The organism is Roseateles toxinivorans, from assembly GCF_004362525.1.
GTDB lineage: Bacteria > Pseudomonadota > Gammaproteobacteria > Burkholderiales > Burkholderiaceae_C > Paucibacter > Paucibacter toxinivorans.
Genome location: NZ_SNXS01000001.1, coordinates 978,182 through 989,951, shown reverse-complemented (window position 1 = coordinate 989,951; position 11,770 = coordinate 978,182). Strand labels below are relative to the sequence as shown.

The window sequence follows — 11,770 nt, the reverse complement described above, 5'->3', positions numbered from 1 at the left end:
TCCCCAAGGAGACCTCATGAACCAATTTCGTCGCACCTTGCTGGCCCTGACGGCCGCATCGTTGGCCTTCGGCGCCAGCCTCGCCCAGGCGCAGGACATCAAGCCCCGCCTGATCCGCTTCGGTTACGGTCTGGCCGAGGCCAGCAACCAGGGCCGCGCCACCAAGGTGCTGGCCGAGAACGTCGAGAAGCTCTCCGGCGGCAAGATGAAGCTGCGCGCCATCGGCGGCGCGGCGCTAGGCCCGGACACGCAGATGCAGCAGGCACTGATCGGCGGCGCCCAGGAGATGATGGTCGGCTCGACCGCCACCCTGGTGGGCATCACCAAGGAAATGGCGCTGTGGGACACGCCCTTCCTGATCAACAACACCAAGGAGGCCGACGCGCTGCTTGACGGCCCCATCGGCGACAAGGTCAAGGCCAAGCTCGAAGAGAAGGGTCTGGTCGGCCTGGTGTATTGGGAGAATGGTTTCCGCAATCTGACGAACAACAAGAAGCCGGTCGCCAAGCTCGAAGACCTGGACGGCATCAAGCTGCGCGTGATGCAGAACGCCGTCTATCTGGACAGCTTCAAGACCCTGGGGGCGAACGCCATCCCGCTGCCGTACTCCGAGCTGTTCACCGCGCTGGAGACCAAGGCCGTCGATGGTCAGGAGAATCCCTACAACACCATCCTGTCGGCCAAGTTCTACGAGGTGCAGAAGTACCTGACGGTGACCAACCACGTCTATGCGCCGTGGATCGTGCTGGTCAGCAAGAAGTACTGGGACGGCCTGAGCAAGGACGAGCGTGCCGTGCTGCAAAAAGCCGCTGCGATCAGCCGCGACTTCGAGCGCAAGGACACCCGCGAAGAGGCCTCCAAGGCCCTGGGTGAACTCAAGGCCAAGGGTATGCAGGTGACCGAGTTGAGTGCTGCCGAAACCGGCCGCATGCGCGACAAGCTGACTCACATCAACGCAGGCATCGCGACCAACGTCGGCATGGAGCTCTGGAACGAGACCCAGGCCGAGTTGGCGAAGATACGCGCGAAGAAGTAAGCGTCGGCTTGAAGCGAACAAAGGCCCGCAGCTGCGGGCCTTTTGCATGGCGGCTACTTCTCCGCCGCCGCCTTCATATTCGCCAGTCCGGTCTCGAAGTCCTTGCCAATCATCTTGTCCATGCTGACGAACACGCTCATCAGCTTGGAGACATAGTTCATCGGCCCCTGCATCACCCAGACCACCTGGGTACTGCCATCGGCCTGGGGCTGAAAGCTGAAGGTGGTGCGGTTCTGCGCCTCGAAGGGATCGAAGAAGTCGAGCTTGATCTGCACCTGGCTCGGCGCGGTGCTGTCGGTGATTTCCATGCGGCCGCTGCCCACATCCTTGTTGCCCTTCCATCCGTAGACAGCGCCTTTGCCAGCCGGCGCGCCGCTGTGCGTACGCGTCATCGTCGAGTCCAGCTTCTCCCAGGGCGACCAGGCCGTCCACTGGTGAAAGTCATTGACCAGCGGATAGATCTTCTCGGCCGGCGCCTTGATGGTGATCTGGCGCTGCACGCTGAACGAGTCCGGGCGCGTGGCCGCAAAGCCGAGCAAGCCGACGATCAGAACAACGAGGCCTAGGGCAATACTTTTGAACATGGCTTTCTCCTGTGTTTCGGCGAAGGTTGGCGGCATTCCCGCACATGCAGAACGACGATTGGCGCGTCTTGCTTTCGACGGATCGCAGCCGTAGCCCGGATGCAATCCGGGGTTTGTGGCCTGATTCACGGTCGACGCCCCGGATTTCATCCGGGCTACCTCTCCGTTTAACACTCGACAATATTGACCGCCAGCCCGCCGCGGGCCGTCTCCTTGTACTTGGTCATCATGTCGGCGCCGGTGTCGCGCATGGTCTTGATGACCTTGTCGAGGCTGACGAAGTGGGTGCCGTCGCCGCGCATGGCCATGCGGGCGGCGTTGATGGCCTTGACCGAGGCGATGGCGTTGCGCTCGATGCAGGGGATCTGCACCAGGCCGCCCACCGGATCGCAGGTCAGGCCCAGGTGGTGCTCCATGCCGATCTCGGCGGCGTTTTCCACCTGTTCGGGCGTGCCACCCATGACCTGGCAGAGCGCACCGGCGGCCATCGAACAGGCCACACCGACCTCGCCCTGGCAGCCGACCTCGGCGCCGGAGATCGAGGCGTTTTCCTTGTACAGGATGCCGATCGCCGCGGCGGTGAACAGAAAGTCATAGACGCCGCGCTCGGTGGCACCCGGCACAAAGCGTGTGTAGTAGTGCAGCACCGAGGGGATGATGCCGGCCGCGCCATTGGTCGGCGCGGTGACGACGCGGCCGCCGGCGGCGTTCTCCTCGTTGACGGCCAGCGCGTAGAGGTTGACCCAGTCCATCACCTGCAGCGGATCGCGCAGCGCGGCCTCGGGGTTGGAGGTCAGGTCTCGGTACAGCTGCGCGGCGCGGCGCTTGACCTTGAAGCCACCGGGCAGGATGCCCTCGGTCCTGCAGCCGCGCACCACGCATTCCTGCATCACCTTCCAGATGCGCATCAGGCCGGCCTCGGTCTCGGCATCGCTGCGCCAGTGGCGCTCGTTGCGGCGCATCAGCTCTGCAATGCTGACCCCATGCTCGGCGCACAGGCGCAGCAGGTCGTCGCCGCTGTGGAAGGGGTAGGGCAGCACGGCCGTGTCCGGCGCGATCACCTTCTGCTTGCTGCCATCGCTGGCCACCTCGTCGCTGACAACGAAGCCTCCGCCGACCGAGTAGTAGGTGCGCTCCAGCAGCAGCTCGCCCTGCGCGTCGTAGGCCGCGAAGCGCATGCCGTTGGCGTGGAAAGGCAGGCTCTGGCGGCGGAAGAACACGAGGTCCTTGGCCTCGTCGAAGGCGACTTCGTGCTCGTTCAGCAGGCGCAGCTTCGAGCCCTCGCGTATGCCGGCCAGTATCTGCGGCACGGCCTCCACGTCCACCGTGTCCGGCTCATGGCCGGCCAGGCCCAGCAGCACGGCCTTGTCACTGCCGTGGCCCTTGCCGGTGGCGCCCAGCGACCCGTACAGCTGCGAGACCACGCGGGTGGTGCGCTCCAGCACGCCCTCATGGCGCAGGCGCAGCGCGAACAGGCGGGCGGCGCGCATTGGGCCGACGGTGTGCGAGCTCGACGGCCCGATGCCGATCTTGAACAGGTCGAATACGGAGATGGCCACGATAGTGCTCCTTCAGAAGTCCAGCAGATGGAATAACGGCCATGCCCTTCGTGAGGACATGGCCGCTAGGTTCAGTCGGCGTGCAGCCGTATCAAGCGTAGTCGCTGACGGGAGGGCAGCTGCAGCTCAGGTTGCGGTCGCCGTAGACGTTGTCCACACGGCCCACCGGCACCCAATACTTCACACGGCGCAGCGACGCCACCGGATAGGCCGCCTCGTCGCGGCTGTAACCATGGCTCCAGTCGGCCTTCATCAGGTGCTCAGCGGTATGCGGGGCGTTGATCAGCGGGTTGTCCTCGCGGCTCCACGTGCCTTGCTCGACCTTCTCGATCTCGCCGCGGATGGCGATCATCGCGTCGCAGAAGCGGTCCAGCTCGGCCTTCGATTCGCTCTCGGTCGGCTCCACCATCAGGGTGCCGGCCACCGGGAAGCTCAAGGTCGGGGCATGGAAGCCGTAGTCGATCAGACGCTTGGCCACGTCTTCGGCGCCCACGCCGGAGCTGTCCTTCAGCGGGCGCAGGTCGAGGATGCACTCGTGGGCCACACCGCCGCCCTTGACGCCTTCGATGTTGCCGCTGAAGTGGATGTCGTAATAGCCGTCCAGGCGCGCGGCCACATAGTTGGCCGACAGGATGGCGACCTCGGTGGCCGATTGCAGGCCCTCGGCACCCATCATGCGCACATACATCCAGCTGATCGGCAGCACGGCCGCATTGCCCAGCGGCGCGGCGGACACGGCACCAATGGCCGCCTCACCGCCAATACCCGCTGTGCGATGCGCCGGCAGATGGGGCACCAGATCGGCGACCACGCAGACCGGGCCGACGCCCGGGCCGCCGCCGCCGTGCGGGATGCAGAAGGTCTTGTGCAGATTCAGGTGGCTGACGTCACCGCCGAACTCGCCCGGAGCCGCCACACCGACCAGCGCATTCATGTTGGCGCCGTCAACGTAGACGCGGCCGCCGTGGCTGTGCACCAGCGCGCAGATCTCCTTGACCTGGGTGTCGAACACACCGTACGTCGACGGGTAGGTGATCATGATGGCCGCCAGATTGGCGCTGTGCTGCTCGCACTTGGCCTTCAGGTCCACCAGGTCGATATTGCCTTCCTTGTCGCACTTGGTGACGACCACCTGCATGCCCACCATCTGGGCCGAGGCCGGGTTTGTGCCGTGGGCCGACTCGGGGATCAGGCAGATCTTGCGATGGGCCTCGCCACGCGCCTCATGCCAGGCCTTGATGATCAACAGGCCCGCGTACTCGCCCTGCGAGCCGGCATTGGGCTGCAGTGAGATGCCCGCATAGCCGGTGGCCTGGCACAGCCAGGCGCGAAGCTGCTCGTCCAGCAGTTCGTAGCCCTTGAGCTGGTCGCGCGGAGCGAACGGGTGGATGTTGGCGAACTCGGGCCAGGTGATGGGAATCATCTCGCTGGTTGCGTTCAGCTTCATCGTGCAGGAACCCAGCGCGATCATCGTGCGGTCCAGCGCCAGGTCCTTGTCGGACAGCATGCGCAGATAGCGCAACATCTCCGTTTCGGAGTGGTGGGTGTTGAACACCGGATGCGTCAGGTAGGCGCTGGAGCGGGCCAGCTCGACCGGGATCAGCGCGGCAATGCCCTTCTCGAACGACTCAAAGCCGATCACGGGCTTGCCTTCGGCGAACACAGCCAGCACGCCATGCAGATCGGCGCGGGTCGTGGTTTCGTCCAGCGAGATGCCGATGCTGGTGGCAGAGGCGCGGCGCAGGTTCATGCCGGCCGACACTGCCGTGGCCAGCAGGACCTCGGTCTTGGCGCCGGTGTTGACTTCCAGCGTATCGAACGAGGTTTCGTGCGCCAGGGTGAATCCAAGCGACTTCAGCCCTTGCGCCAGGATGGCCGTGTAGCTGGCCACGCGCAGGGCGATGCGCTTCAGGCCCTGCGGGCCGTGGTAGACGGCATACATGCTGGCCACGACGGCCGGCAGCACCTGGGCGGTGCAGATGTTCGAAGTGGCCTTCTCGCGGCGGATGTGCTGCTCGCGGGTCTGCAGCGCCAGGCGGTAGGCAGGCTTGCCGTGCGAGTCGATGCTCAGGCCGACCAGGCGGCCGGGCAGCGAGCGCTTGTACTCGTCCTTGCAGGCCATGTAGGCGGCGTGCGGGCCGCCATTGCACATCGGCATGCCGAAGCGCTGGGTCGTGCCGATGGCGATGTCCGCGCCCTGTTCGCCGGGCGAGGCAATCAGGGTCAGCGCCAGCAGGTCGGCGGCGGCGATCAGCAGACCTCCCTTGGCATGCACGGCATCGGCAATCGGCTGCAGCGCGCGCACGCGGCCGGTCACGCCGGGGTATTGCACCAGCGCGGCAAAGCACTCGGTCTGGCCGGCGGCCTCGGCCGGGCCGACGACGACGTTGATGCCCAGCGGCTTGGCGCGGGTCTGGATCACTTCCAGGCTTTGCGGCAGCACGTCATCGGCCACGAAGAAGGTCTGGCTCTTGCTCTTGCCCACACGAGCGGCCAGTGTCATCGCCTCGGCGGCCGAGGTGGCCTCGTCCAGCATCGAGGCGTTGGCGATGGCCATGCCGGTCAGGTCGCAGATCATGGTCTGGAAATTGACCAGCGCCTCCATGCGGCCCTGCGAGATTTCGGCCTGGTAGGGCGTGTAGGCCGTGTACCAGGCGGGGTTCTCGAGCACGTTGCGCAGTATCACGCCCGGGGTCAGGGTGCCGTAATAGCCCTGGCCGATGAAGCTCTTCAGCACCTGGTTCCTGGACGCGATGCCCTTGAGTTCCGCAAGCGCCTGGGCCTCGGTCAGCTCGGCGGGCAGCTGCATCGCATTGGCGCGGGCAATCGAGCGGGGCACGATGGCTTCGATCAGCGCGCGGCGCGAGGCCGAGCCGATCACCGACAGCATCAGCGCCTCGTCGGTGGCATCCGGGCCGATATGGCGGGCCTGGAATTCGGCGCTGTTCTCGAGTTCGGCAAGCGGCTTGTGGGCAGACTTCAACATGGCAATCCTTGGGGGCGCGGGGCTTGCTTGTGGCAAGGCGCGCCAGTAAAACTCACGTAGCCCGCAGGGAGGCCACAGGCCGGAGTGCGGGGCAAAGAAAGATCCCGGATTTCATCCGGGCTACCAAGACGATCAGCTGTTCTTGACCAGCTCGTCGTAGGCGGTGCTGTCCATCAGCGCGTCCAGCTGGGCGGGATTGCTCAGCTTGACCTTGAAGAACCAGCCGCTCTTCAGCGGGTCGGTGTTGGCCAGGGCCGGGTCATTGCGCAGGTCTTCATTGACGGCGGTGATCTCGCCATCGACGGGCATGTACACGTCCGCGGCGGCCTTCACCGATTCGACGACGCCAGCCACTTCCTTCTCGGCATAGCTCTTGCCGACCTCGGGCAGATCGACATAGACCACATCACCCAGCGCGTCCTGCGCATGGACGGTGATGCCCACGGTGGCGGTGCCGTCGGCTTCGATCTGGACCCATTCGTGGTCGGCGGTGTATTTGATGCTCATGTGTTGCTCCGTTGTCTTGGGAAAAGTTGATCAGCCGCCGAATTTACCCGCGGTAGTAACCGTTCGGTGTGAACGGGGTCGAGGTGACGGTCATCGGCACGCGCTTGTCGCGCACGATCGCGAACACGGCCGTGCCCTGCGCGGCATGGCTCGAAGGCAGATAGCCCAGCGCCACCGGCTTGTTCACGGTGGGGGCCAGGGTGCCGCTGGTGACGACGCCCAGCTCGGTGCCGTCCTCGGCCACCAGTTTGGCGCCTTCGCGCACCGGCATACGTTCGCTGCTGACCAGGCCGACGCGCTTGCGGGCTGCGCCGTTGACGAGCTGGTTGTCGATCACGGCAGCACCGGGATAGCCGCCGGCGCGGGCGCCACCGGCGCGGCGCACCTTCTGGATCGCCCAGGTCAGCGAGGCCTCGACCGGCGTGGTCTCGGTATTGATGTCATGGCCGTACAGGCACAGGCCGGCTTCCAGGCGCAGCGAGTCGCGTGCGCCCAGGCCTATGGGCATGACCTCGGGCTGGGCCAGCAGCTTGCGGGCCAGGGCCACGGCCTGATCGCCGGCAACCGAGATCTCGAAGCCGTCTTCGCCGGTGTAGCCGGAGCGGGTCAGGAAGGTGGGGATGCCGTCGAGCTCGAAGAAGCCGCCGGTCATGAAGGTCAGCTTGGCCACTTCCGGGTTCAGGCGCGACAGCGCGGTCACCGCCTGCGGGCCCTGCAGGGCCAGCAAGGCCTGGTCGGGCAGCGGCAGCACCTGGCACTTGTCGCCAATGGTGGCCTGCATATGGGCGATGTCCTGCACCTTGCAGCCGGCGTTGACGACGACGAACAGGTCGTCCGGGCGGCGGCAGATCATCAGGTCGTCAAGAATGCCGCCTTGGGCATTGGTGAACAGGGCGTAGCGCTGCTTGAACACGCCAAGGTCGATGACGTCGACGGGGACTATGGTTTCCAGGGCGGCGGAGGCGCCGGCGCCGATCAGGCGGACCTGGCCCATGTGCGAGACGTCGAACAGGCCGGCCGCGGCGCGGGTGTGCTTGTGTTCGGCCATCACGCCGGCCGGGTATTGCACCGGCATGTCGTAGCCGCCGAAGGGCACCATCTTGGCGCCGAGTTCGATATGCAGCGCGTGCAAGGGGGTCTTGAGGAGTTCAGCAGCAGACATATGAGAGATTCCGAGGGCAAACTGTTCAACCACCGAATTTCGGTGGGGGAATGCCCTCGCTGTCCGCTTTACCTGAGAGATTGGCCGGTCCATGGTGGAACCAGCTTGCCCCTTCGGTGGATGGGCTCGAAACCCATCTCTCTCCAGTGAGGAACGCCCAAATCAGGGCGCTTCATCAGTCCTTTTGCCTGAGCGTTCGAAGCCGTGCTTGTGCCACCTGCCTCTGCGCCTTCGGCGGCTCTCATATAGAGAGCTCTCTCCTGACGAGCCGCGATTGTAGCCTCAAGTCCGGCTCGGTTATGCTGGACCGAACCCACTCGGCGAACCCATCTTGGACCATCTGATTGCGCTGCTGATTGAACATGGCGTCGGCCTGGTTCTACTCGTCACCCTGGCGGCGCGCCTGGGCGCGCCGGTGCCGGCCTCGCCATTTCTGGTCGTCGTCGGCGCGCTGACGGTGGGTGGCCAGATTTCGCTGCCCGGCGCCTTCATCGCCTCGATGCTGGCAAATATTCTCGGTGATGGCGCCTGGTTCCTGGCCGGCCGCAGCTATGGCTATCGGGTGCTGAAGCTGCTGTGCCGCATCTCGATGTCGCCCGACTCCTGCGTGCGCCAGAGCGAGGCCTTTATCACCCGCTGGGGCGGTGCGTCGCTGATCGCGGCCAAGTTCCTGCCCGGCATCTCGGTCGTGGCCCCACCGATGGCCGGCGCTCTGGGCATGTCCAACCGCGCCTTTCTTGCCTTTGAGGGCCTGGCTGCGGCGATCTGGACGCTGCTGTTCCTGGGCCTGGGCGTCGGTTTCAGCGGCCAGATTCAGCAGATCCTGGAGGTGCTGACCGGCATGGGCAAGGTGGCGCTGATCGCGCTGGCCGTGCTGCTGCTGATCTTCGCCGCGCAGCGCTATCTGCGGCGGCGCATGTTTGCGCGCGATGTGGCGATGGCACGCATCAGCGTCGCCGAGTTGCGCGACTTGATGGCGCAAGACCCGGCCCCGCTGGTGATAGACGTGCGCTCGGCCGCGGGCCGCGAGATCGACCCGCGCCGCATTCCGGGCGCCCTGGCCGTCGAGCTCGATCAGGTGCTGCGCCGCTCGGCCGAATGGCCCGCCGGGCGCGAGATCGTGCTTTATTGCAACTGCCCCAACGACGCCTCGGCGGCCCGGGCCGCCGGCCTGCTGGCCAGACAGGGTCTGACCCGGGTGCGGCCGCTGGCCGGCGGCCTGGACGCCTGGTCCGAGGCCGGCCATCCGCTGGAGCGCCACGAGGCGGCCGCCGGCCGGGCGACAATGGCGCCACACCCGACTCCCTGAGCTCAGTCTTGCACGGATGAACCTGCCCCTTTTCCAGACCCTGTTCCAGACCCTGGCGCGACGGCTGTTCGGCATCCTCGCCGCAATGCTGCTGATGCCGACCCAGGCCCAGCCCACCATCGCCGCCGCCTCCGACCTGAAGTTCGCGCTGGACGAGATCGCCGCCGCCTTCCAGGCCAGCTCGGGCCAGACGGTGAAGCTGGTCTATGGCTCATCGGGCAACTTCTACCGCCAGATTGCCCAGGGTGCGCCATTCGAGCTGTTCCTGTCGGCCGACGAGGACTTCGTCTTCAAACTGGCCGATCAAGGCCTGACCCCCGACCGTGGCCGGCTCTATGCGATCGGGCGCATCGTGCTGTTCATTCCGAAGGGCTCGCCGGTACCTGTCGATGCTGCATTCGACCCGCAGCTGGTCCAGCTGCGCAGGGCCCTGGGTGAGGGCAGGGTGCTCAAGTTCGCCATCGCCAACCCCGATCACGCGCCCTACGGCCGGGCTGCCACGGAGGCCTTGAAGCGCCTGGATCTCTGGGCGGCGATACAGCCCCGTCTGGTGTTGGGCGAGAACGTCTCTCAGGCGGCGCAGTTCGCCGTGTCGGGCTCCACCCAGGCGGGCATCTTTGCCTACTCGCTGGCGCTGGCGCCGCAGTTCGGCCGTGCGGGCAATGCGGTGCTGATTCCCGAGACCCTGCATCAGCCGCTGCGCCAGCGCATGGTGCTGACCCGCAAGGCCGGTGCGGTGACCGAGGCCTTCCACGCCTATCTGCAGCAGCCTGCGGCGCGCGCGGTGTTCGTGCGCCACGGTTTTGCGCTGCCGGGCGAGCAATAGGCATGGACTGGCAGGCGCTGCGCCTTTCCGTCTGGCTGGCCCTGGCCACCGCCCTGATCCTGCTGCCGCTCGGCGTGCTGGCCGGACGCTGGCTGGCCAGCAGCCGCCACCCGCTGCGGCCGCTGGCGGAGGCCCTGCTTGCGCTGCCGCTGGTGCTGCCGCCCACGGTGCTGGGCTACTACCTGCTGGTGGCCATGGGCGGCGCATCACCGCTGGGCCAGCTGTACCAGGAACTGACCGGCCAGACGCTGGCGTTTTCGTTCGGCGGCCTGCTGCTGGCCAGCCTGATCTTCAACATCCCGTTCGCGCTGATGCCGATGCAACGCGCCTTCGAGGCCATTCCGGCCGAGCTATACGACGCCGCCCGCAGCTGCGGCCTGAGCCCCTGGCGCACGCTGTGGCATATCGAGCTGCCGCTGGCCTGGCGCGGCATTCTCAGCGGGCTGATCATGACGGCCGCCCATACGCTGGGCGAGTTCGGCGTGGTGCTGATGGTGGGCGGCAGCATACCGGGCGAGACCAAGACCATTGCCATCTCCATCTACGACCGGGTGCAGGGCTTCGACATGCAGGCGGCGGGCCTGATGTCGGCCACCCTGCTGGTGGTGTCGCTGGCCACCTTGCTGAGCACCGCCTGGCTGACGCGCCGGCGCGGGCCGGGACCGCGCGGTTGAGATCGCAGGGTTATAGCGCGCCCCCATGCTGAAACTCGAACTCCACCAGGCCGGCCCGATCGCGCTGAACGTCCAGCTGCATTGCGCGCAGGGCGAGCTGCTGGCCCTGGTCGGCCCCTCGGGCAGCGGCAAGACCAGCGTGTTGCGCGCGATCGCCGGGCTGCTCGATGTTGAGCAGGGGCGTGTCGAGCTGGGCGACGCCGTCTGGCTGGACACCGAGCGCGGCGTCAAGGTGCCGGCCGAGCGGCGGCCGGTGGGCATGGTGTTCCAGCACTATGCGCTGTTCCCGCATCTCAGCGCCCTGGACAATGTGCGCCTCGCGCTGCCGCGCGGCGCCGATGGCCGCAGCGGCAAGGACGCCGCCCACCGCCTGCTGCAGGACATGCAGCTCGACGGCCTGGCCGCGCGCCGCCCGCACCAGCTCTCGGGCGGCCAGCGGCAGCGAGTGGCCCTGGCCCGCGCCCTGGCGCGCAGCCCGGGCGTGCTGTTGCTGGACGAGGCCTTTGCAGCCGTCGATCAGCCGACCCGTCAGGCCCTGTACGACGAGCTGATCAAGCTGCGCGAGCGGGTGGGCGTGCCCATCGTGATGGTCACCCACGATCTGCGCGAGGCGCGCCTGCTGGCCGACCGGATGTGCATCATCGAGGCCGGCCAGACCCTGCAGGACGGCCCGCCGGAGCAGCTGATGTCACGCCCGCGCAATGCCCGTGTGGCGGCGCTGGTGGGACTGCGCGACATCCATGCCGGCGTGTTTCACAAGGCCGGCCCTGGCCAGGCCCGGCTGCGCTGGGGCGACGGGCAGGCCGGCCTGGATCTGCGCACCGCCGACAAGGGGCGCCTGGACGACGGCACGCCGGTGCGCTGGGTGATTGCCGGGGAGCATGTGCAGGTGCATCTGCGCCCGCCCGAGGGCCCCAATGCGGTGGCCTGCACCTTGGAGCGCAGCCGCAGCCTGGGCGAGATCACCACCATCGAATGCCGGCTGCAGAACGCACCCCATGCCTTGCTGCATCTGGAGCTGACCACCCGATACGCGCGCCAGCTGGCCCTGGCGCCCGGCAGCCCGCTGTTTCTGCAGCTGGCGCCACAGGGCATTCACATCATGCCGGTGAAGAATCCCTGAGCAT

General features: G+C 66.8%; 10 protein-coding genes and 2 riboswitches. Of the genes, 5 read left to right on the top strand and 5 right to left on the bottom strand.

Annotation, left to right across the window (positions count from 1 at the left end):
• Positions 1-16: 16 nt before the first annotated feature.
• Positions 17-1,036, top strand: a complete 1,020-nt coding sequence (locus tag DES47_RS04305) for a TRAP transporter substrate-binding protein (protein ID WP_133699397.1) — start codon at positions 17-19, stop codon at positions 1,034-1,036.
• Between the two features lie 53 nt (positions 1,037-1,089).
• Here the strand turns inward: DES47_RS04305 and DES47_RS04300 are convergent, their stop codons facing one another.
• From DES47_RS04300 to gcvT, 5 genes are all read right to left on the bottom strand, one after another.
• Positions 1,090-1,620 (bottom strand): SRPBCC family protein, encoded by a 531-nt coding sequence (locus DES47_RS04300; RefSeq protein ID WP_133699396.1) that lies wholly within the window; start codon positions 1,618-1,620, stop codon positions 1,090-1,092.
• 167 nt (positions 1,621-1,787) lie between these two features.
• Positions 1,788-3,179: an L-serine ammonia-lyase gene (locus DES47_RS04295; protein ID WP_133699395.1), complete on the bottom strand. Its 1,392-nt coding sequence runs from the start codon at positions 3,177-3,179 to the stop codon at positions 1,788-1,790.
• A 91-nt stretch (positions 3,180-3,270) separates the two neighbouring features.
• Positions 3,271-6,165 (bottom strand): aminomethyl-transferring glycine dehydrogenase, encoded by a 2,895-nt coding sequence (gene gcvP / locus DES47_RS04290; RefSeq protein WP_133699394.1) that lies wholly within the window; start codon positions 6,163-6,165, stop codon positions 3,271-3,273.
• 132 nt (positions 6,166-6,297) lie between these two features.
• Positions 6,298-6,672 (bottom strand): glycine cleavage system protein GcvH, encoded by a 375-nt coding sequence (gene gcvH / locus DES47_RS04285; protein ID WP_133699393.1) that lies wholly within the window; start codon positions 6,670-6,672, stop codon positions 6,298-6,300.
• A gap of 43 nt (positions 6,673-6,715) precedes the next feature.
• Positions 6,716-7,834, bottom strand: coding sequence for a glycine cleavage system aminomethyltransferase GcvT (gcvT, locus tag DES47_RS04280; RefSeq protein ID WP_133699392.1), 1,119 nt, complete (start codon positions 7,832-7,834; stop codon positions 6,716-6,718).
• 49 nt (positions 7,835-7,883) lie between these two features.
• A riboswitch (glycine riboswitch) is annotated at positions 7,884-7,991 on the bottom strand.
• A 9-nt stretch (positions 7,992-8,000) separates the two neighbouring features.
• Positions 8,001-8,107, bottom strand: a riboswitch (glycine riboswitch).
• A 58-nt stretch (positions 8,108-8,165) separates the two neighbouring features.
• Here gcvT and DES47_RS04275 point away from each other — a divergent pair.
• The 4 genes from DES47_RS04275 to DES47_RS04260 are packed head-to-tail and all read left to right on the top strand — an operon-like array spanning position 8,166 to position 11,766.
• Positions 8,166-9,143: a rhodanese-like domain-containing protein gene (locus DES47_RS04275; RefSeq protein WP_133699391.1), complete on the top strand. Its 978-nt coding sequence runs from the start codon at positions 8,166-8,168 to the stop codon at positions 9,141-9,143.
• 16 nt (positions 9,144-9,159) lie between these two features.
• Positions 9,160-9,969, top strand: a complete 810-nt coding sequence (modA, locus tag DES47_RS04270) for a molybdate ABC transporter substrate-binding protein (protein ID WP_133699390.1) — start codon at positions 9,160-9,162, stop codon at positions 9,967-9,969.
• A 2-nt stretch (positions 9,970-9,971) separates the two neighbouring features.
• Positions 9,972-10,643: a molybdate ABC transporter permease subunit gene (modB, locus tag DES47_RS04265; RefSeq protein ID WP_133699389.1), complete on the top strand. Its 672-nt coding sequence runs from the start codon at positions 9,972-9,974 to the stop codon at positions 10,641-10,643.
• A 25-nt stretch (positions 10,644-10,668) separates the two neighbouring features.
• A complete protein-coding gene (locus tag DES47_RS04260) occupies positions 10,669-11,766 on the top strand; it encodes an ABC transporter ATP-binding protein (RefSeq protein WP_133699388.1) in 1,098 nt (365 codons plus the stop codon).
• Positions 11,767-11,770 lie beyond the last annotated feature (4 nt).